This is a genomic window from Streptomyces alanosinicus (genome assembly GCF_014650595.1).
Classification (GTDB): Bacteria; Actinomycetota; Actinomycetes; order Streptomycetales; family Streptomycetaceae; genus Streptomyces; species Streptomyces alanosinicus.
The window spans coordinates 175651-196688 of sequence record NZ_BMVG01000007.1; the positions used below are offsets into that span (position 1 = coordinate 175651).

Here is a 21038-nt window from a genome sequence, read left to right on the forward strand (position 1 = left end):
GAGTGGGCTCGGCGGGCTGACTGCATTCGGATGACGTGTCCCCCTAAAGGCCGTTCAATCCGGCGGCGGGCATGCGATATGCGATGCATGAGTCGATATTGGCCGGTATCGGCTCGGTGATCGCGGAGGAGGCAGACATGCGGGGCATCACGCACGTCCGATGGGCCGCCTGTGTGATCGCCACGGGGCTGCTCGCCACCGCCTGCGGGAGCGGCGCCGGCTTCGGCGGCGCCGGGGTGCTGACCTCCTCCTGGGGCGACCCGCAGAACCCGCTGGAGCCGGCCAACACCAACGACGTGCAGGGCGGCAAGGTCCTCGACATGATCTTCCGGGGCCTGAAGAAGTACGACCCGAGGACGGGCAAGGCCCAGAACATGCTCGCCGAGCGCATCGACACCCCGGACTCGCGGAACTTCACCGTCACCGTCAAGGCCGGCTGGCGCTTCAGCGACGGGGAGCCCGTCACCGCCAGATCCTTCGTGGACGCCTGGAACTACGGGGCCGGACTGCGCAACAACCAGAAGAACGCGTACTTCTTCGGCTACATCGAGGGCTACGACAAGGTCCACCCCGACAGCGGCCCGCAGAGCGCCGACACCCTGTCCGGACTCCGGGTCACGGGTCCGCGGACCTTCACCGTCCGGCTCAACCAGAAGTTCTCCAGCTTCCCCGACACCCTCGGCTACGCGGCCTACGCACCCCTCCCGCGCGTCTTCTTCACCGACCACGCGGCCTGGCTGAGCAAGCCCGTCGGCAACGGGCCCTACCGGATCGAGTCGTACGCCAAGGGCTCCGCCATGTCCCTGAAGAAGTGGGACGGCTATCCCGGCCCCGACCCGGCGCGGAACGCCGGGGTGACCCTGCTGGTGTACACCGAGAGCAACACCGCCTACACCGATGTGCTGGCCGGCAACCTCGACCTGGTCGACGACGTGCCCGCCGCCCAGCTGAAGAACGTCGGCACCGACCTGGACGGCCGCTACATCAACACCCCGGCCGGCATCCTGCAGACCCTGGCCTTCCCGTACTACGACCCGAAGTGGAACACCGCCGGGGCGCGGAAGGTCCGCACCGGCCTGTCCATGGCGATCGACCGCAAGCAGATCACCGAGACCATCTTCCGGCGCACCCGCACCCCGGCCAGCGACTGGACCTCCCCGGTCCTCGGCACGGCCGGCGGCTTCCAGGACGGGCTGTGCGGCCATGCCTGCGACTACGACCCCGCACAGGCCAGGAAGCTGATCCAGGAGGGCGGCGGGCTCCCCGGCGGCCGGCTGAAGATCACCTACAACGCGGACACGGGCTCCCACAAGCAGTGGGTGGACGCCGTGTGCAACTCCATCAACAACGCCCTCGGCAAGGACACGGCCTGCGTCGGCAACCCGATCGGCACCTTCGCCGACTTCCGCAACCAGACCACGGGGCACAAGATGACCGGCCCCTACCGGGCCGGCTGGCAGATGGACTACCCGTTGATCCAGAACTTCCTGCAGCCGCTGTACTACACGGGCGCCTCCTCCAACGACGGCCTGTGGTCCGACAAGCGGTTCGACCGGCTCGTGGACCGGGCCAACGCCGAGACCGACCGGGCCGCGGCCGTCCGGCTCTTCCAGCAGGCCGAGGGGGTCGTCCGCGACAACATGGCCGCCATCCCGCTCTGGTACCAGAACGGCAGCGCCGGCTACGCCCCGCGGCTGTCCCATGTGGCGCTCAACCCGTTCAGCGTGCCCGTCTACAACGAGATCAAGGTCGGCTGAGCGGCATGGCGCGCTATGTCGCACGGCGGCTGCTGCAGATGATCCCGGTGTTCATCGGGTCGACGCTGCTGATCTTCCTGATGGTGAACGTGATGGGCGACCCCATCGCGGGCCTGTGCGGCGAGCGGGCCTGCGACCTGGCGACGGCCGCCCAGCTGAAGCGGGAGTTCGGCTTGGACAAGCCGCTCTGGCAGCAGTACGCGACCTACATGGGCAACGTCTTCACCGGCGACTTCGGCACCGCCTTCAACGGGCAGAAGGTCACCGAGCTGATGGGATCGGCGTTCCCCGTCACGATCCGGCTCACGATCGTCGCCATCCTCTTCGAGATCGTCATCGGTGTGACGCTGGGCGTGGTGACGGGCCTCAGGCGTGGCCGGCCCGTCGACACCGGGGTGCTGCTGGGCACCCTGGTGGTGATCTCGGTGCCCACCTTCGTCACGGGTCTGCTGCTCCAGCTGCTGCTCGGCATCAAATGGCAGTGGATCAGCCCGTCGGTCCGCTACGGAGGTTTTGACGAGCTGATCGTGCCGGGCCTGGTCCTCGCCTCCGTCTCCCTCGCCTATGTCACCCGGCTGACCCGCACCTCCATCGCGGAGAACAAGCGGTCCGACTACGTCCGTACGGCCGTCGCCAAGGGCCTGCCCCGGCACCGGGTCGTCGTCCGTCATCTGCTGCGCAACTCGCTGATCCCGGTGGTCACGTTCATCGGCGCCGACATCGGCGCGCTGATGGGCGGCGCGATCGTCACCGAGCGGATCTTCAACATCCGGGGCGTCGGCTTCCAGCTCTACCAGGGCATCCTGCGCCAGAACACCCAGACGGTCGTGGGCTTCGTGACCGTCCTCGTCCTTGTCTTCCTCGTGGCCAACCTCCTCGTCGACCTCCTGTACGCCGTACTCGACCCGAGGATCCGCTATGCCTGAACAGCCGCACGAACCCGAGGGGGCGATCGCCGGGACCGGCATGGGCGCGACGATGGACCTGGGCGCGAGCGAGGCGGCGACGCTGGAGCGCACGCCCGCAGGGCCGCGGGGCACGGGCCCCGCCGGCAAGCCCCGCTCCCTCTGGTCGGACGCCTGGCGGGACCTGCGCCGCAACCCGGTCTTCCTGCTCTCCGCGCTGGTCATCGTCTTCCTGGTCCTCATCTCCCTGTGGCCCTCGGCGATCGCCTCCGGCAGCCCCCTGCAGTGCGACCTCGCCAGGGCCCAGGACGGCGCGGGCCCCGGGGCGCCCTTCGGCTACGACGGCCAGGGCTGCAACGTCTACACGCGCACGGTGTACGGCGCCCGTGCGTCGGTCACGGTCGGTGTGCTGGCGACGCTCGGGGTGGCCGTCACCGGGTCGGTGCTCGGGGCCCTGGCGGGCTATTTCGGCGGGGTCTGGGACTCGGTCCTGTCCCGGATCACCGACATCTTCTTCGCCATCCCGGTCCTGCTCGGCGGTCTGGTCCTGCTGTCCGTGGTCACCAGCAACACGGTCTGGCCGGTCATCGGGTTCATGGTGCTGCTGGGCTGGCCGCAGGTCTCCCGGATCGCGCGCGGCTCCGTCATCACCGTCAAGCAGAACGACTACGTCCAGGCCGCCCGCGCTCTCGGCGCCTCCGACTCCCGCATCCTGCTGCGCCATATCGCCCCGAACGCCGTGGCGCCGGTGATCGTCGTCTCGACCATCGCGCTGGGCACGTACATCGCCCTGGAGGCGACCCTGTCGTACCTCGGTGTGGGCCTGAAACCGCCCAGCGTCTCCTGGGGCATCGACATCTCCGCCGCCTCCCCCTACGTCCGCAACGCCCCGCACGCCCTCCTGTGGCCCTCGGGCGCCCTGGCCGTCACGGTCCTGGCCTTCATCATGCTCGGCGACGCGGTCCGCGACGCCCTGGACCCGAAGTTGAGGTGAGGGCGGCGTGCTGCTCGAAGTGCGGGAGCTGCAGGTGGAGTTCCGGACCCGGGACGGGGTCGCGCATGCTGTCAACGGGGTGTCGTACGCCGTGGACGCGGGGGAGACGCTCGCCGTGCTCGGGGAGTCGGGGTCGGGCAAGTCGGTGACCGCGCAGGCCGTGATGGGGATCTTCGACATGCCGCCGGGGCGGATCACCGGTGGACAGATCTTCTTCCAGGGGCGGGATCTGCTGAAGTTGAGGGAAGAGGAGCGGCGGAGGATCCGCGGCGCCGGGATGGCGATGATCTTCCAGGACGCCCTGTCGGCGCTCAACCCGGTCCTCTCCGTGGGGGACCAGCTGGGCGAGATGTTCGTCGTGCACCGCGGGATGTCGAAGAAGGACGCGCGGGCCAGGGCCGTCGAGCTGATGGAGCGGGTGCGTATCCCGGCCGCCGCCCAGCGGGTGCGGGACTATCCCCACCAGTTCTCCGGCGGAATGCGCCAGCGCATCATGATCGCCATGGCGCTGGCCCTGGAGCCGGCGCTCGTCATCGCCGACGAGCCCACCACCGCCCTCGACGTCACCGTGCAGGCCCAGGTCATGGATCTGCTCGCGGAGTTGCAGCGCGAGTACCGGATGGGGCTGATCCTGATCACCCACGACCTCGGCGTCGTGGCGGACGTGGCCGACCGGATCGCGGTGATGTACGCGGGGAAGATCGTCGAGTCGGCGCCCGTGCGCGACATCTACAAGGCGCCCGCCCACCCCTACACCCGCGGCCTGCTGGACTCCATCCCGCGGCTGGACCAGAAGGGCCAGGAGCTGTACGCCATCAAGGGTCTGCCGCCGAATCTGCTGGACATCCCGCCGGGCTGCTCCTTCCACCCGCGCTGCCCGATGGCCCAGGACGTCTGCCGCACCGACGAACCCGCGCTCCAGGAGGTCTCCGATGTGCGCGGCAGCGCCTGCCACTTCTGGAGGGAGTGCCTGCATGACCGCGACCACTGAGCCGATCCTGGAGGTCGACGGGCTCGTCAAGCACTACCCGCTGACCCAGGGCATCCTGTTCAAGAAACAGATCGGCGCGGTGAAGGCCGTCGACGGCGTGGACTTCACCCTGTACAAGGGCGAGACCCTCGGCATCGTCGGCGAGTCCGGCTGCGGCAAGTCGACGGTCGCCAAGATGCTCTGCCATCTGGAGCGCCCGACGGCCGGCGTCATCCGGTTCAAGGGCGAGGACATCACCCGGCTGTCCGGCCGCGCCCTCAAGGCCGTACGCCGCAACATCCAGATGGTCTTCCAGGACCCGTACACCTCCCTCAACCCCCGGATGACGGTCGGTGACATCGTCGGGGAGCCGTACGAGATCCACCCCGAGGTCGCGCCCAAGGGCGACCGGCGTCGCCGGGTCCAGGAGCTGCTGGACGTGGTCGGCCTCAACCCGGAGTACATCAGCCGCTATCCCCACCAGTTCTCCGGCGGCCAGCGCCAGCGCATCGGCATCGCCCGCGGGCTGGCCCTGCGCCCCGAGGTGATCGTCGCCGACGAGCCGGTGTCCGCGCTGGACGTCTCCGTCCAGGCCCAGGTGATCAACCTGCTGGACCGGCTGCAGTCGGAGTTCGACCTGAGCTACGTCTTCATCGCGCACGACCTGTCCATCGTCCGGCACATCTCCGACCGGGTCGGCGTCATGTACCTCGGGCGGATCGTGGAGACCGGCCGGGACGCCGAGATCTACGACCATCCCACGCACCCCTATACCCAGGCGCTGCTGTCCGCGGTCCCGGTGCCGGACCCCGAGGCCCGCGACCACCGCGAGCGGATCATCCTCACCGGCGATGTGCCGTCCCCGACGGACATCCCCTCCGGCTGCCGCTTCCGCACCCGTTGCTGGAAGGCGCAGGAGCGCTGCGTCCGGGAGGTGCCGGCCCTCGCGGTGCCGGATGTCTTCCGTGCCGTGTCCGGGCCGGCGGCCCATGACTCGGCCTGCCACTTCGCCGAGGAGCGGCAGGTGGTCCCGGCGGAGGGCGAGCACGGCAACGGGCCGGGATGACATGACGCACCCCGGCCCGTTCACGGCACCCGCACGGCCGTACGCCGATCAGCCTCCCGTGTCCGTATATCGGTACCGCGTCCGTGAAGTTGCCTGTGTGTTAACGCAATTGACGGCCGTCTGACGTCATGTGGCCTGCTGGGGCAGGGCGCGCCGCAGGAAGTCCAGCTGCAGCCGCAGCAGGTTCTCGGCGACGGTCTCCTGCGGCGTCATGTGCGTCACCCCGGACAGCGGCAGCACCTCGTGCGGGCGGCCCGCGGCGAGCAGGGCGGAGGACAGCCGCAGGGAGTGGGCGACGACCACATTGTCGTCCGCCAGCCCATGGATGATCATCATCGGGCGGTGCGGCTCGGCCGGGTCGACCAGACCGGCGTCGTCGATCACCGAGTTACGGCGGTAGACCTCCGGCTGCTCGTCCGGCAGACCGAGATAGCGCTCCTGGTAGTGGGTGTCGTACAGCCGCAGATCGGTGACGGGTGCGCCGACGACCGCCGCGTGGAAGACGTCCGGGCGGCGGAGCACCGCCAGCGCCGCCAGATAGCCGCCGAAGGACCAGCCGCGCACGGCCACCCGGTCCAGATCCAGCGGGAACTCCCCGGCGAGCGCGTGCAGCGCGTCCACCTGGTCCTGGAGCACGGTGGCGGCCACCTCGTCCCGGATCGACTTCTCCCAGGCCGGCGAGCGCCCCGGGGTGCCCCGCCCGTCGGCCACGATCACCGCGAACCCCCGGTCGGCGAACCACTGTGAGGTGAGATGGGCGTTGTGCGCGGCGAGCACCCGCTGGCCGTGCGGGCCGCCGTAGGGATCCATGAGGACGGGCAGGGGCGTGTCGCCGGGGTAGTCCCGTGGCATAAGCACAGCGCACGGAATTCGGCGTGCGCCCCCCTCGATGAACGTCACCCGCGGGGACAAACCGGGATCTTCGGCGTACGACCGGACAGTCACCGCCTGTTTTACGTCATGCAGCACCTGGACCCGGGTGGCCGGCCGGTCCGGTGCCGCGGAGGCGAGCACGGTCACTCCGCCGGCCCGTACGGCCGAGTGCACGCCCGGCTCCTGCGACACGCGCTCCACGCCCAGTTCGTTCACCCGGTACACATGGACTTCGCCGATCTCCGGCGCCGGGGCATCCTCCCCCGCGGAGGCGGAAACCAGCACGTCCTCCGCGCCCACGTCCAGCACCGCGCGGATATGCAACTGGCTGCTGGTCAACGGCCGTTCACCGACCGCCAGCACCCGGGCACCGCCCTCGTCCACGATGCGGACAAGCTGCCCCGAGGGGCTCCAGCAGGGCACTCCAGGGAAGAGTTCCAGCCAACTTGGATCTTCGTCGGCGTGCACCATCCGGGTGGCCCCCGTGTCCGGGTCCACCGCCAGGAACAGCTGGCTGCGCTGGTCCCGCGACTGCACCAGAAGCAGCGGCGCACCCGCCGCTGACCAGTGCACATGGGCCAGATACGGATAGCGGGACCGGTCCCACGCCACCTCCGTGCGCTCCCCGTCGAGGCCGATCACGAACAGCCGTACGTCCGCGTTCGGAGTGCCCGCCGCCGGGTAGGCGACGTTAACTGGATCACGCTCCGGGTGCGCAGGATCCGCGATCCACCAGCGCCGTACCGGCGTGTCGTCCACGCGTGCGACGAGCAGCCGGCGGCCGTCGGGCCCCCACCAGAAGCCCCGCGTCCGCTTCATCTCCTCGGCCGCGATGAACTCCGCGAGGCCGTAGGTGATCTGCCCCGGCCCGTCGGCGGGCTCCGGCTCGGCGAGCGCCCGGTCGTCCCCGCCCTCGGCGCCCACCACCCGCAGCGCGCCCCGCGCGACATATGCGACATGCCGGCCGTCGGGGGAGGGGCGGGGGTCGATCACCGGTCCCGGGACCCGCAGTTCACGTGTCGTACCGGCGCGCAGCTCGGCCGTGAAAAGCCGCCCTGACAAGGCGAAAGACGCCAACTCCAGGGCTGTGTCGGTGGCATAGCCGACGATGCCGGCGCCGCCCTCTCGGCTGCGCTCCCGGCGCGCTCGCTCCTCGGCCGAGAGCCGTTCGAAGGCGCCGCCGAGCAGGGTGTCCGGGTCGGCCGCCACGCGCTCCTCGCCCCCTGGAAGGTCCATGACCCACAGGGAGTTGGTGCGGTCGCTGCCGGAGGCGGAGCGCAGGAACGCGACACGCGAACCGTCCGGCGCCACGGTGAACGCACGCGGCGTGCCGAGCGTGAATCGCTGGGTCCTGGCGTGCCGACGGGGGAAGGAGTCAGACTCGGTCGTCATACCCCCGACCATATTGGCCATGCGCCCCCTTGTGCGGCCGTGCGCCGAGCGATGCGCGAGCACGGATAGTTATGATCACTACCGCTGTGTGGGTATGAACCTGCTGGCGTCTGCATGGATTTGCCCAACTGATCTGGATCTGGCGATCTTTGGAGGTGAGCCGCCGTGGCACTCTCGATTTCGGCGGTGGTGCTGCTGGCGGTCATCGTTTTCCTGCTGATCAAGAAGTCAGGGCTGAAGGGCGGTCACGCCGTCATCTGCATCCTGCTCGGCTTCTATCTCGCCTCCTCGACCATCGCCCCCACGATCAGCCAGCTGACGACGAACGTCGCGAGCATGATCGGCAGCATCAAGTTCTGACAAAGCCTCGCGGTCGGTTGGATAGCTGCACTATCTTCCAGCCGTGGATCAACTGCGCCCCGGTGACCCGACCGGCATAGGCCCGTACCGTCTGATCGCCCGGCTGGGCGAGGGCGGGATGGGCCTCGTCTATCTGGGGCGCGACGAGGGCGGACGCACCGTGGCCGTGAAGGTCGTCCAGGCCGACTACGCCGGGCACCACGAGTTCCGCAGACGGTTCGCCCGTGAAGTGGCCGCGGCCCGGCGGGTGGGCGGCAGCTGGACGGCGGCCGTGCTCGACGCCGACCCGGACGCCGCCGTTCCCTGGGTGGCGACGCAGTACATTCCCGGGCCCGACCTGCACTCCGTGGTCGCCGAGGACTTCGGGCCGTTGCCCGAGCACTCGGTCCACTCCCTCGCCAACCGGCTCGCGATCGCCCTGCGGGCCGTGCACGAGGCGGGCCTGATCCACCGTGACCTCAAGCCGTCCAACGTCCTCGTCACCGTCGACGGCCCCCGTGTCATCGACTTCGGCATCGCGCGGGCGATGGACAGCCTCTCCGGGGACAGTCTGCACACCCGCACCGGCATGCTGATCGGCTCCCCGGGCTTCATGTCGCCGGAACAGGTCCGCGGCCTGGAACTCACCCCCGCCAGCGATGTGTTCTGCCTCGGCGCCGTCCTCGTCTACGCCGCCACCGGGCGGCTGCTCTTCGGCGCCACGGAGACCGGCCTGAACGCCCACCTCTTCCGGATCGCCGAGGACGAGGCGGACCTGACCGGCGTACCCGAGTCGCTGGCCGGCCTCGTCGGTGCCTGTCTGCACAAGGACCCGGCCCGGCGGCCCACCCCGCAGCAGGTGGCCGAGCGCACGGAGGCGGAGCGGAGCGGGGAGTGGCTGCCGAGCCCGGTGCTGGCACAACTCGGCCGCCACGCAGCCCGGTTGCTGGACTTCGCCCCCGTGCCCCGCGACGAGCCCGCGGCCGGGACGGCCGTCCCGTCGGACCCCCGCGCCGCACTCGCCGGGGCCCGCACCGCACCGCCGCAGCCGCAGCCGCACGCACCGGCTCCGCAACCCCCCGCACCGGCTCCGCAGCTCCGTACGCCGGTTCCGGCGCCCCCGCCGCCCGCGTACGTACCGACCGTCGGCACCCCGGCAGCCGGGTTCCCCGCCGGCCCGCGTCCGGGGCGCTGGTGGGGGCTCGCGGCGCTGGCGCTGGCGCAGTTCACGGTCCTGTTCGAAGCGGCCCTGGGGCTCTGGCCGTTCATCACCCGCGCACTGGGCCTGCACCACGCACTGGGCCTGGCGATCGAGGGCCCGTTCACACCGTCCCTCGTCTACAGCCTCTGCTTCGGCGGTCTGCTGCTGCTCGGCGGGCATCTCGCGGACCTGATCGGACCGCGCCGGACCCTGGCCGCCGGCCTGGTCGGATTCGCGTCGGCCGCCCTGCTCGGCAGCGCGGCCGACGCCACGGGCATGATCGTCCTGGCCCGCGGCCTGCAGGGCGCCTGCGCCGCACTGATCACCCCGTCCGCGCTCGCCCTGGTGAGCACCGGCTTCACCGAGCCGAAGGAACGCCGCAGGGCTTTCGGGCTCTACACCACGGCCGCCGTCGGCGGCACGGCCTGCGCGATGCTGCCGACCCTGTCGCTGTCGATGAACCTGGACTGGCGCGTCGCCATGGGCGCGGCCGTTCCGCTCGCCGCGATCGCCCTGGTCGGCACGCTCACCCTGGTGCACGACGGCGGCCCCCGCTCCGGCGCCCGCTTCGACGCGCTCGGCGCGCTGCTCGGCCTCGCCGGGGTCGCCGCGCTCGTCTACGGCCTCGGCCAGACCCATGCCGAGGGGAAGGGCTGGAGCGCCCCCCTGACCGTGGGCCCGATCGTGGGCGGCATCCTCGCGCTGGCGGCCTTCCTGTGGTGGCAGACGAGGGCGCCGAGCCCGCTCCTCGCGCCGTACATCGTCCGGGACCGCGGCCGGGCCGGCTGCCACCTCGCCCTGCTCCTGTCCGGCGTCGGCACCTTCACCTTCCTCGGGATCCTGAACTTCACCCTGCAGGAGTTCCACCACTACGCCCTGATCCAGGTCGCCCATTCCCTCCTGCTGCTCTCCGGCGCCCTCGCGCTCGGTGCCACCCAGGTCTCCGCACGTCTGCTGCACCGCGTCGCGCCCCGCGTCCTGACAGCGGCGGGCCTGACGACGACGGGTCTCGGCCTGCTGGTGCTGACCGTCCTGGCGTCCAGCGGAGGTGACTCGACCGACATGCTCGGCCTGTTCCTCACCGGTCTCGGCATCGGCACCGCCGTCATGCCCCTCTACGACCTCGCGACCGACGCGATCGCGCCCCAGCACACCGGCGCGGCAGCGGCGGCCCTCACCACGACCCAGCACCTCGGCGGAGTCCTCAGCGCCGCGTTGTTCCCCGTCTTCACCTACCCCGGAAGCATCTTGTGCGTGGCCGCCGTCCTTGTGCTGACGGCCCTCATCACCTGGCCGCTGCTCGGCGCCCGCCCGCGTACGGCCGTCTGACACGGCGGCCTGCGGCCTGCCGCGCCGCGTCGGCGAGTACGCCTCGTAGGGTGGTCCCCATGATGGAACTGCCAGCCCGGCGTCTGCTGCTGGTGCACGCGCACCCGGACGACGAGTCGATCAACAACGGCGCGACCATGGCCCGGTACGCGGCCGAGGGCGCCCAGGTGACCCTGGTCACCTGCACCCTCGGGGAGCGGGGTGAGGTCATCCCGCCCGAGCTGCGGCATCTGACCGGCGCCGCACTGGGCCTGCGGCGGCGCGGCGAACTGGCCGAGGCCGTGCGCGCGCTCGGGGTGGGCGACGCCCGGCTGCTCGGCGGCGCGGGGCGGTACGGGGACTCGGGCATGATGGGCATCGCGGACAACGCGGACCCGGGCTGCTTCTGGCAGGCCGAGGTCGACGAGGCCGCCGGCTGCCTCGCCGAGGTGATCGTGGAGGTCCGCCCGCAGGTCCTCGTCACCTACGACGACCAGGGGGGCTACGGCCACCCGGACCATATCCAGGCCCACCGCGTCGCCATGCGCGCCGTCGAGCTGGCCGACGAGCGCGGCCACCGGATCGACAAGGTCTACTGGAACCGCGTCCCGCGCTCCGTCGCCGAGGCCGCCTTCGCCCGCCTCCAGGACGAGCTGGCGGCATCGCCGTTCGGCAAGGCGGCCACACTGGACGACGTACCGGGCGTGGTCGACGACGAGCGGATCACCACCGCCGTCGACGGCACCGCCCACGCCGCCGCCAAGGCCGCGGCGATGCGCGCCCACACCACCCAGATCGAGGTGGCCGAGCCGTACTTCGCGCTCTCCAACGAGCTGGCCCAGCCGCTGTTCACCACCGAGTACTACGAGTTGGTGCGGGGCATGGCCGAGCCCGGGGAGAGCGACCTGTTCGCCGGCCTCGGCATCGAGGAGACCTCATGAGCGACACGGGACCGGGCTCGCTGCTCGCCCGGCCGGTGCAACGGCCCTCGGCCGCACGGGCCGCCGCCTATGCCGGACTGTTCGTGCTCGGCGGCGTCGTCGGCCTCGCCGGGACCCTGGTCCAGGCCGCCTGGTTCCCCGGCGGGCTGCTGCTCGCCCTCGCGGGCGCGGCCGGGCTGTTCCTCGGCGGTGCGTACGCGACCGGCGGCCGGGGCGGGGCGGTCGCCCCGGTGGCGGGCTGGATCGTCGCCGTCGTCCTGCTCACCGCAGCGCGCCCCGAAGGCGACTTCCTGTTCGCCGCGGGCGGCTCGTCGTATGTCTTCCTGCTCGGCGGCATGGCTCTCGCTGTGATCTGTGCCACCCTGGGCGCCGGGCGGCAACCCCGCGGCGGTCCCGCCCGACTTGGCAAGTGACGTACCACTTCGCCGTGCGGCGCACGTGCGAGTCCGGTGTGGGTTTCCTCGGCGGTCCTGGGATACACGCCAGAAGTGGCCAGTATGGTGGTGCGCGCCGCCGAGCCGCCCGAGAGTTCAGGTCGAAGCGGGCGGCGGAGCCAACTGGGAGAACCTGCCTTGAGTCGTGAAACTGACACTCCGTCCTCCGGGCCCAACGGGCACGGCGGAGCCGCATACCCCTCCGGCACGCCGCCGTACGGGACCCCCATGGCTTCCGACGACGCCGCGGACGCGGGCCGTTCGGCCACGCGGCCGGAGGAGAAGAAGACCGAGACCACGCTGACGACCCGGATCCGGATCAACATCCCCGGGTCCCGGCCCATCCCGCCGGTCGTCGTGCGCAAGCCCGTCGGGGACTCCGACGGCGCCGGGGACGAGGCGCCCGCCGCCGAGCCGCGACCCGCGCCCGACCGGATCGCCGGCGCGGCCCCCGAGGCGCCCGCCGAGCCCGCGGCCCAGGCCGGGGAGAAGACCAGCGACTGGTTCGCGCCCCGCAAGTCCGGCGGCGGCAAGGCCGGTCCGGGCGGCGCCACCACGAACGGGGCGGGTGCGTCCGGCGGTTCGGGCACTCCGGGCACTTCGGGTCCTTCGGGCGCTCCTGGTGGTCGGGGCGGTTCTGCCCCCGCCTCCGGCGCACCGGGCACCCGTACGGGTGGTTCGGGAGCATCCGGTGCTTCCGGTGGCACCGGCGCACGCCCCGGCGGCGGCCGTCCCGGCGGTGTGGTCGGCTCCATGAGCGTCCCGGGCGGCTCCCGCTCCGGCAGCACGAACGGCAAGGGCCTGCCCGGCGCCACCGGCGGCCCCGTCGCCCCCGGGCACGGCGGCGGCACCGGCTCCTTCGACGTCACCGAGGCGCTCGCCGCGGGCCCGCTGGGCGGCGGCTCCCGCCCCGGCGCCGCCGGCGGCGAAGCACGCCGCGACGACCTGCCGTACTTCTCGGAGAGCGCCGGCCAGGACGGCTTCGGCACGGGCGCCCCCGGCGCGACCGGCCAGAGCGGCTTCCCCGGCAACGGCGCGGGCGGCTCCGGCGGCACTGGCGGCCCCGGTGGCACTGGTGGCCCCGGTGGCCCCGATACCTTCGGTGGTACGGCGGGCATCGGCGGACCGGGCGGCCCCAGCGGCTTCAACGGCCCGCACGGTCACGGCGGTCCCGGCGGCCCCCAGGGCCCGGCCGGCCCCACCACCGGCCCGGTCACCGGCGACGGCCCCCTCGTCCCGTCGGCCGCGGATCCCTTCGCCGACCTGTCCGGTCCGGGCGCCTCGCACGGCACGGGCGGCTACGACGGCCTCACCGGGCCGGGCGGCCAGGTGCCCCAGGCCCCGGGCGGCGCCCTCTCGGACCTCGGCGGCACCGCGGGCCCCGGCGGTCCGGGCGGCCCCGGCGGTCCGGGCGGCCTCGGCGGTCCGGGTGTCGGTCCCGGCGGCGGCCCCACCGGACTCGGTCCCGGCGGCGGCCTCAGCGACGACACCGCGATCCTCACCCCGCAGAAGCCGGCCCCCGAACCGGGCACGCCCGGCTATCGCCCCGACAACGTCTCCGGGCACACCGTCACCAGCGGCATCCCGGTCGTCCCCGGCGTCGGCAGCTCCCCGTTCGGCGGCGCCTCCGGCGACGGACCGGCCGCGCAGTCCCCGGCCGAGCCGAAGCGGGCCGCCGCACCCAAGGCGCAGACCAAGCCGAAGAAGAAGGGCCGCAGCAAGCTGGTGCTGCTCGGCGTCGGCGTGGTCGTCGTCGCGGGCGGTGCCTACGGCGCCGGACTGCTGATGAACCACACCGACGTCCCCAAGGGCACCACCGTCCTCGGCGTGGACATCGGCGGCGGCACCCGTGACGACGCCGTCAAGAAGCTCGACGACGCCTTCGGCACCCGGGTGAACAAGCCGCTGAAGCTCTCCGTCGGCGGCCGGACCGTCAGCCTCACCCCGCAGAACGCCGGTCTCCAGTTCGACTTCCAGTCCACCGTGAGCAAGGCCGCGACCAGCGACTACAACCCGGTCCACGTCATCGGCTCGCTCTTCGGGCAGAAGCGCGTGATCGAACCGGACATGCCGGTGGACGAGGAGAAGCTGCAGGCAGCCCTCCAGCAGGCCGGTGGCGGCTCCGGCTCGGTCGTCGAGGGCGGTATCACGTTCAAGGCCGGCCAGGCCGTCGCCGTCTACGGCAAGCCGGGCAAGGCGATCGACGCGGGCCAGTCCGCCGAGGCGGTCGAACAGGCCTACCGGCAGCTGGTGGAGACGGACACGGCGACCCCGGTCACCGTCCCGACGACCACCAAGCAGCCGACGGTGTCGAAGGCGGCGGTCGACCAGGAGATGAAGTCGTTCGCGGAGCCGGCGATGTCGGGCAAGGTGACCATCTCGGCGGGCGCCGGGCACGCGCTGGTGATGAGCCCGGAGAAATCGCTCTGGAAGTTCCTCAGGGTGGTACCCACCGCGGACGGCAAGCTGGTCGACAAGCCCGACCTGAACGCCCTGAAGCAGCTCTACGGCGGCACCTTCGACGGCGTCCTGATCACCCGCGCCAACGGCAAGAAGACGCCGGTCACCCCGCAGGAGGTCTACCTCACCCTCCGCCAGGCCCTGATCAGCAGGACCAACCGGGTCGCGGTCATCGACACCAACCCGACCTAGCCGGGCCGTAGCAGGGAGGAAGGGGGGCGTCCGCCGTTCGGCGGGCGTCCCCTTCGTCATGCGCGTCACCCGATCCGTACGACACCTGCGCGTCACCCGATCCGTATGACATCTGTCATCCGGCACGGAGGACCCCCGACACTGCCCCGCGAGGGGTCCCTGCCGCCAGCATGGACGGCATGACGACAACTGCGGCACCGGCCACCACCACCCCGGTGGTCGGCTTCGACCAGGTGACCAAGAGCTACGGCGATGTGCGGGCCGTCGACGGGATCTCGCTCCGGCTGCACCCCGGCCAGACCGTTGCCCTGCTCGGCCCGAACGGGGCCGGCAAGTCCACCACCCTCGATCTGCTCCTCGGCCTCAAGCACCCCGACAGCGGCACGGTGAGCCTCTTCGGCGGCACCCCGCGCGAGGCGATCGCCGCCGGCCGGGTAGGGGCCATGCTGCAGAGCGGCGGCCTGATGGACGAGGTCACCGTGGCCGAGCTGGTGAAGCTGGGCTGCTCGCTGCACCCGAGGCCGTACAAGGCCGCCGATGTGATGGCCCGCGCGGGCATCGCGCAGATCGCCGACCGCAAGGTCAACAAGCTCTCCGGCGGCCAGGCCCAGCGCGTCCGCTTCGCCCTCGCCACCGCAGGCGACAGCGACCTGATCATCCTGGACGAGCCGACCACCGGCATGGACGTCTCCGCCCGGCAGGCCTTCTGGGCCACCATGCGCGAGCAGGCCGACCAGGGCCGTACCGTGCTGTTCGCCACCCACTACCTCGAAGAGGCCGACGCCATCGCCGACCGGGTCCTGGTGCTGCACCGCGGCCGGCTCCTCGCCGACGGCACCGCCGCCGAGATCAAGGCCAAGGCGGGTGCCCGCAGGGTCTCCTTCGACCTGGAGGGCGAGATCGACGGGACCGCGCTGCGCGCCCTGCCCTTCCTCACCTCGATCGACATCTCGGGCCAGACCGTCCGTATCCAGTCGACCGACGCCGACGCCACCGTCCACGCCGTGTACGGCCTCGGCGTCTACCCCCGCAACCTCGAAGTCGCCGGCCTCGGTCTGGAGCAGGCCTTCGTCGCCATCACGGAGGCCGAGGAGGCCAAGCAGTCATGAACGCCCTGATCAAGCTCGAACTGGCCCGCGCCCTGCGCAACAAGAAGTTCCTGTTCTTCTCGGTGCTCTACCCCACGTCCCTCTTCCTGATCTTCTCCAGCAGCTCCGGCTCCGGCGAGAAGGTCGACGGCACCGGCCTGACCGTCGCCACCTACCTGATGGTCTCCATGGCCTCCTTCGGCGCCCTGACCGCCGTCCTCATGGGCAACAGCGAGCGCATCGCGAAGGAGCGCGAGAGCGGCTGGGTACGGCAGCTCAGGCTGACCACGCTGCCCGGACGCGGCTATGTCTTCGCCAAGATCGCCAGCGCCGCCGTGGTGAGCCTGCCGTCGATCATCGTGCTGTTCATCGCCGCCGCCGCGATCAAGCATGTCCACCTGGACGCCTGGCAGTGGCTCGCCCTCACCGGGATCATCTGGGCCGGCAGCCTGGTCTTCGCCGCCCTCGGTGTCGCCATCGGCTACCTCGCCACCGGTGACGCGGTCCGCCCGATCACGATGATCATCTACTTCGGCCTGTCGATCCTCGGCGGCCTGTGGATGCCGACCACCACCTTCCCGAAGGTCCTGCAGGACATCGCGAAGTGGCTGCCCACACACGCGTACGCTGCCCTGGGGCGGGCGATCGAGCAGAGCCAGACCCCGAGCACGACGGACGTCGCCGTCCTCGCCGGGTACTTCGTCCTCTTCGCGGGCGGCGCGGCCTGGCTGTACCGGAAGGACACGCTGAAGGCGTGAGCACCATGACGGAAGACCCGCAGGCCGGCGAGCGGTGGCCGGATACGAAGGTACGGATCGGCCAGGTCGCCACCACCCGGCGTGAGCTGCTGGTGAAGGCCCTGTGGATCGGCGTCTGGCTGGTCTTTCTCAGCTCGCCGGTCGACGACCTCACGAGCGGCCGCCACACCACGGGCGCCACCGTGGCCGGCGCCCTCGGCCTCACGGCGTTCGTGGGCGTCTATCTCGCGCTGGTCTTCCGCCGCATGGGCCGGCCGTTCTCGCCGCGCCTGACCGTCTCCTCGATCGTGGTCCTCGGCGTGCTCGCCCCGGTCCTGGCCTACAGCCTCGGCGGTGCCTGGCTCGGTCTGTTCGTCTATGTCTCGGTGGCCTGCGGGGCGACCCTGCCGGTGCCGGCGGCCTACTGGGCGGTCCCGGCGACCGGCACGGTGATGTACCTCGTCGGACTGCACTCCGACGAGAAGGAGGCCCGCGGCCTGCTGGTCCTGGTGGTCCTCATCGGGTTCGCGATGGTCGGCGTCGGCCAACTGGTCCGTACCACGATCGAGTTGCGCAAGGCGCGGGCCACCGTCGCCCAGCTCGCCGCCAACGAGGAGCGGCTGCGGCTCGCCCGCGATCTGCACGACCTGCTCGGCCACTCGCTGTCCCTGATCACGCTGAAGAGCGAGCTGGCCGGCCGGATGCTGCCCGACCACCCCGACAAGGCCGCCCAGCAGGTCGCCGACATCGAACAGGTCAGCCGGCAGGCCCTGGTCGACGTCCGGGAGGCCGTCACCGGCTACCGCCGCCCCCGGCTCGCCGCCGAACTCGCCGGCGCCCAGGTCGCCCTGACCGCCGCCGGCGTCACCGCCGAGGTGCCCGCCGACCCCGACCTCACCGGCGTCCCCGAGGAGGCCGAGTCCGTGCTCGCCTGGGCGCTGCGCGAGGCCGTCACCAACGTGGTCCGGCACAGCGGCGCCGACAAGTGCCTGATCCAGCTCGCGCACCGCCAGACCCTGGACGGTGCGATGCTCGAACTCTGCGTCGAGGACAACGGATCCGGCGGCAGCGGCAGCGGGCCCGGCAACGGTCTGACCGGCCTCGGCGAGCGGCTGGAGAAGGCCGGTGGCACCCTGGAGGCGGGCCGGGTCAAGCATGGCTTCCGGCTGGTCGCCCGCGTCCCCTCGGCCCTGCCGGGGCACGTAGGATCCGGGGCATGACGAGCATGATCAAGGTCCTCCTCGCCGAGGACCAGTCGATGGTCCGCGAGGCCCTGGCCGCGCTGCTCGGCCTGGAGGACGACATCGAGGTCGTCGCCCAGGTCGCGCGCGGGGACCAGGTGCTGGCGGCCGTCGGCGCGCACGGCGTGGACGTGGCGCTGCTCGACATCGAGATGCCCGGCTGCACCGGCATCGAGGCCGCGGCACGGGTCCACCGGGAGTTCCCGCGGGTCAAACTGGTCGTCCTGACGACCTTCGGCCGCCCCGGCTATCTGCGCAGCGCCATGGAGGCCGGCGCCGACGCCTTCCTCGTCAAGGACGCCCCGGCCGCCCAGCTCGCCGAGGCCATCCGCAAGGTGCTCTCCGGCGAGCGGGTCATCGACCCCACACTCGCCGCCGCCGCGCTCGCCGAGGGCGCCAACCCCCTCACCGAGCGCGAACGCGAGGTGCTGCGTGCGGCGGCCGACGGCTCCACCAACGCCGAACTGGCCAAGGCCCTGCACCTCTCCCAGGGCACGGTCCGCAACTACCTCTCCACGGCGATCCAGAAACTGGCGGTACGCAACCGGGCGGAGGCGGTACGGATCGCGAGGGAGAAGGGCTGGCTCTGACGAGCCGGGAGGCCCCGACAGGTCAGTTGAGCATGGCCCGAGCCGTATGGGCCTGTTGCCGTACTTTCCGGGCGGCCGGTTCGTCGACGACCTCGATCAAGTCGGCGTAGGCGTCCAGCTCCTCCGCGCCCGACACGAACTCGCCCCGCTGCACCAGCAGTTGCCCGCGCTCATAGCGCAGCCGGGCCGGATGCGCGGGCACGGCCAGCGCCAACTCCACGGCCCACAGCGCCACATCCGACCGCTCGGGCCGGGCGGCCGCCCATGCGCGGATGTTGTTCAGGATCCGCTGGACGACCTCCAGCGGCGCCGCGGGCTCCAGCATCGAGGCGTCCAGCGGCGCCCCCGTGGCCCCCACCACGAGCATCTGCGCGTCGGACCCGGTCAGCACCCGCCCCGCGTCGAACGGATCGGCCAGCACCTGCTCCTCGGCCGCGCCGAACCCCACCACGAAGTGTCCGGGCAGCGCGACCCCGTACACCGGCGCCCCCGCCCGCCGCGCGACCTCCAGCCACACCACCGACAGCAGGATGGGCAGCCCGCGCCGCCGCAGCAGCACCTCGTGCAGCAGGGAGGACTCCAGCCGCTGGTAGTCGCCGGGTGTGCCGTGGAAGCCGTAGCGCTCCCCGAGCAGCCGCTGTACGGCCTGTGCCCACGCGTGCGGCCCGCCCGGCCGGTACGGCAGCTCGCCCGCGAGCCGGTCCAGCTCCGCCTGCGCGGTGTCCGTCCCGGCCTCGCCCAGCGCGCCGTCCGCCGCGGCGCCGATCAGCAGACACAGCGCCGCCAGATCCGGCCGCTCGGAGCGCGCCTCCTCGGCGAATCCGCGGCGCAGCTCGGCCGCCCGCTCCGGCGGTGGCGGATACGGCGGCGGCAGATACGGGTGCTGCATGCGAGGCTCATGCCCTTCCATGACGGTTCTACGGCCGGGCGGCGCCGGAATCGTCCGGCTCCCGGTAGTGGTGGTAGCTGTGGTGCGGGCTGAAGCCCAGCCGGGCGTACAGGCCTCGTCCGCCCTCGTTGTCCGTCTCCACCTGCAGCCAGGCCGCCGACGCGCCCTCGTCCAGCGCCCGCCGGGCCAGCGCGGCCATCACCTCCGTGGCGAGCCCCTGCCGGCGCCGCCCGGGGTCCACCTCGACCGCCGCGAACCCGGCCCACCGCCCGTCCACGACACACCGCCCGATCGCCGCCGGCGGCTCGCCCGCCGGGCCGGGCACCGTCGCGAACCACACCGACGGGCCCCCGCACAGCACCCGCAGGGCCACCTCGCTCACCCCCTTGCGCCGGTACCGGGCGAGCCAGGCCTCGTCCGCCCGCCGGGACAGCCGCACACCCGCGCCCTCGGCCCGGTCCGCGACCGGCGCGAGAGCGCCGGTCCACACCTCGGCGGTCACTTCCCGCACCCAGCCGCGCCGCTCCAGCTCCGCGCACAGCAGCTCCTGTGTGCCCTCGGCCCCGGTGGCCGCCTGGACGTAGGCGGGCAGGCCACGCTCGCCGTACCAGCGTCGTACGGCATCGAGGGCCGCGTCGAGCGGAAGCCCCGGATCGCCGAGCGGCAGCACGCTGTTGGCCCGCCGGGTGAACCCGCCGCCGGCCCTGAGCTCCCACTCCCCGAGCCGCTCGGTCTCCAGCGGTGGCCAGCCGCGCGAGCCGACCCGCGCGAGTTCGTCGTAGGAGGCGGCGGGGCCCCGGCGGCGTGCCGGAGCGGCCGGCACCACCTTGCCGGCGACCAGGGCAGACTCGGCGATGCGGACACTTCGCCCATCCCGTCGCGTGATCATGAGCACGCCATCATTCCATGATGTGAGAACACCCACCGTGTCGGTGAACTTCTCCGGTCCTGCACCAGGTTCGCCCAAGCGCCGTACGGATACCCGTTTTCCCACGTCAGCGGGGGTGATGCGGACTTCCAGCCGTCCTGCCGCCGAGATTTCCACTGGTCAGTTCACCCCTCATGTTCGGATCATGCTCCGGAACGGAGATACTAGGGGCGGGCATCGACGACGCCGCGCTCCCGCGCGCCAGGCGGCGGAGCCTACGGAGGCCCGCCAGCGCCCTATCGAGGAGGAACGACAGCGTGACCTACGTCATCGCGCAGCCTTGTGTCGACGTGAAGGACAAGGCGTGCATCGAGGAGTGCCCGGTCGACTGCATTTACGAGGGCTCCCGGTCCTTGTACATCCACCCGGACGAATGCGTCGACTGTGGTGCCTGTGAGCCGGTCTGCCCGGTCGAGGCGATCTTCTACGAGGACGACACTCCGGAGGAGTGGAAGGACTACTACAAGGCGAACGTCGAGTTCTTCGACGAGCTGGGCTCTCCCGGTGGCGCCAGCAAGCTGGGGCTGATCGAGCGCGACCACCCCTTCATCGCCGCGCTGCCGCCGCAGGGCGAGTGACCGTCTAGAGCATCCAGCGGCCGTCCGCCCGCGACAGCGCCGCCTCGGTCCCGTACGGCTCGATCGTCCCGATCACCGCCGCACGGGACCGAGGCTTTTGCCGCCCCGTGCGAAGCTGCCCCGGGCGCAGCCGCACCGTCGAAAGTGAGCCTGAT

18 protein-coding genes are annotated in these 21038 nt (G+C 71.9%); 15 read left to right on the plus strand and 3 right to left on the minus strand.

Going from position 1 to position 21038, the window contains the following annotated elements; all coding sequences use genetic code 11:
• Positions 1-137: 137 nt before the first annotated feature.
• Genes IE277_RS17965 through IE277_RS17985 form a run of 5 tightly spaced genes read left to right on the plus strand, consistent with a single transcriptional unit; the run spans position 138 to position 5692 of the window.
• A complete protein-coding gene (locus IE277_RS17965; RefSeq protein WP_189953591.1) occupies positions 138-1757 on the plus strand; it encodes a peptide ABC transporter substrate-binding protein in 1620 nt (539 codons plus the stop codon).
• A gap of 5 nt (positions 1758-1762) precedes the next feature.
• Complete coding sequence (locus IE277_RS17970; protein ID WP_189953593.1) at positions 1763-2683, plus strand: ABC transporter permease; 921 nt, start codon at positions 1763-1765, stop codon at positions 2681-2683.
• A complete protein-coding gene (locus IE277_RS17975; protein ID WP_189953595.1) occupies positions 2676-3656 on the plus strand; it encodes an ABC transporter permease in 981 nt (326 codons plus the stop codon). Before IE277_RS17970 ends, IE277_RS17975 begins: the two co-directional genes overlap by 8 nt.
• Before the next feature lie 7 nt (positions 3657-3663).
• The gene (locus IE277_RS17980; RefSeq protein ID WP_189953597.1) at positions 3664-4647 is read left to right on the plus strand and encodes an ABC transporter ATP-binding protein; all 984 of its coding nucleotides are present in this window, start codon (positions 3664-3666) and stop codon (positions 4645-4647) included.
• Positions 4631-5692, plus strand: a complete 1062-nt coding sequence (locus IE277_RS17985) for an ABC transporter ATP-binding protein (protein WP_189953599.1) — start codon at positions 4631-4633, stop codon at positions 5690-5692. Before IE277_RS17980 ends, IE277_RS17985 begins: the two co-directional genes overlap by 17 nt.
• Positions 5693-5818: 126 nt before the next feature.
• Here the strand turns inward: IE277_RS17985 and IE277_RS17990 are convergent, their stop codons facing one another.
• On the minus strand, positions 5819-7957 hold the full coding sequence (locus IE277_RS17990; RefSeq protein WP_189953601.1) for a S9 family peptidase: 2139 nt from the start codon (positions 7955-7957) through the stop codon (positions 5819-5821).
• Between the two features lie 165 nt (positions 7958-8122).
• On the opposite strand from IE277_RS17990, the gene IE277_RS17995 reads away from it, so the two are divergent.
• From IE277_RS17995 to IE277_RS18035, 9 genes are all read left to right on the plus strand, one after another.
• Positions 8123-8317, plus strand: a complete 195-nt coding sequence (locus IE277_RS17995) for a hypothetical protein (protein ID WP_189953603.1) — start codon at positions 8123-8125, stop codon at positions 8315-8317.
• A 43-nt stretch (positions 8318-8360) separates the two neighbouring features.
• A complete protein-coding gene (locus IE277_RS18000; RefSeq protein ID WP_189953605.1) occupies positions 8361-10826 on the plus strand; it encodes an MFS transporter in 2466 nt (821 codons plus the stop codon).
• Positions 10827-10885: 59 nt separating this feature from the next.
• Complete coding sequence (mshB, locus tag IE277_RS18005) at positions 10886-11746, plus strand: N-acetyl-1-D-myo-inositol-2-amino-2-deoxy-alpha-D-glucopyranoside deacetylase (RefSeq protein ID WP_189953607.1); 861 nt, start codon at positions 10886-10888, stop codon at positions 11744-11746.
• Positions 11743-12159: a DUF6113 family protein gene (locus IE277_RS18010; RefSeq protein WP_189953609.1), complete on the plus strand. Its 417-nt coding sequence runs from the start codon at positions 11743-11745 to the stop codon at positions 12157-12159. The genes mshB and IE277_RS18010 overlap by 4 nt, the downstream gene beginning before the upstream one ends.
• Positions 12160-12318: 159 nt before the next feature.
• Entirely contained in the window at positions 12319-14832 is a 2514-nt protein-coding gene (locus tag IE277_RS18015; protein ID WP_189953612.1) for a hypothetical protein, read from the plus strand.
• 179 nt (positions 14833-15011) lie between these two features.
• Entirely contained in the window at positions 15012-15941 is a 930-nt protein-coding gene (locus IE277_RS18020; protein ID WP_189953614.1) for an ABC transporter ATP-binding protein, read from the plus strand.
• Positions 15938-16678 (plus strand): ABC transporter permease, encoded by a 741-nt coding sequence (locus tag IE277_RS18025; RefSeq protein WP_189953615.1) that lies wholly within the window; start codon positions 15938-15940, stop codon positions 16676-16678. The genes IE277_RS18020 and IE277_RS18025 overlap by 4 nt, the downstream gene beginning before the upstream one ends.
• Positions 16679-16683: 5 nt before the next feature.
• Entirely contained in the window at positions 16684-17877 is a 1194-nt protein-coding gene (locus IE277_RS18030; protein WP_189953901.1) for a sensor histidine kinase, read from the plus strand.
• Entirely contained in the window at positions 17874-18488 is a 615-nt protein-coding gene (locus tag IE277_RS18035) for a response regulator transcription factor (RefSeq protein ID WP_189953617.1), read from the plus strand. The genes IE277_RS18030 and IE277_RS18035 overlap by 4 nt, the downstream gene beginning before the upstream one ends.
• Positions 18489-18510: 22 nt before the next feature.
• Here the strand turns inward: IE277_RS18035 and IE277_RS18040 are convergent, their stop codons facing one another.
• Positions 18511-19377, minus strand: a complete 867-nt coding sequence (locus tag IE277_RS18040) for a transglutaminase family protein (RefSeq protein ID WP_229881721.1) — start codon at positions 19375-19377, stop codon at positions 18511-18513.
• A gap of 28 nt (positions 19378-19405) precedes the next feature.
• The gene (locus IE277_RS18045) at positions 19406-20422 is read right to left on the minus strand and encodes a GNAT family N-acetyltransferase (RefSeq protein WP_189953620.1); all 1017 of its coding nucleotides are present in this window, start codon (positions 20420-20422) and stop codon (positions 19406-19408) included.
• A 140-nt stretch (positions 20423-20562) separates the two neighbouring features.
• Here IE277_RS18045 and fdxA point away from each other — a divergent pair, with 140 nt between their 5' ends.
• The gene (fdxA, locus tag IE277_RS18050; protein ID WP_053758679.1) at positions 20563-20883 is read left to right on the plus strand and encodes a ferredoxin; all 321 of its coding nucleotides are present in this window, start codon (positions 20563-20565) and stop codon (positions 20881-20883) included.
• Positions 20884-21038 lie beyond the last annotated feature (155 nt).